1 protein-coding gene is annotated in these 238 nt (G+C 56.7%); it reads left to right on the top strand.

Going from position 1 to position 238, the window contains the following annotated elements:
* Positions 1-238: LPS assembly protein LptD (lptD, locus tag SB659_RS20455; protein ID WP_410551761.1), on the top strand; the 238-nt coding region annotated here is incomplete at both ends.

Genomic DNA, 238 nt, shown 5'->3' on the forward strand with positions numbered 1-238 from the left:
GGTTTCCTGCTCGATACCGAATTCCGGCAGCGCTTTGAAAACGGCACGCACACGTTGCGCATCGCTGGCATCAATCAGCTTAGTCCGGAAAGCTTTACGGCGGGCACGAGCGACCAGCGCGACGATCGCGGCATGATCGCGTCGAAGGCGGACTTTAAGATCAATCCGCGCTGGAGCTTCGGCTGGGACGTTATGTACCAGTCGGACAACAATTTCTCGCGAACATATGAGCTGAAGG

Source organism: Arthrobacter sp. SIMBA_036 (assembly GCF_046535135.1).
Classification (GTDB): Bacteria; Actinomycetota; Actinomycetes; order Actinomycetales; family Micrococcaceae; genus Arthrobacter.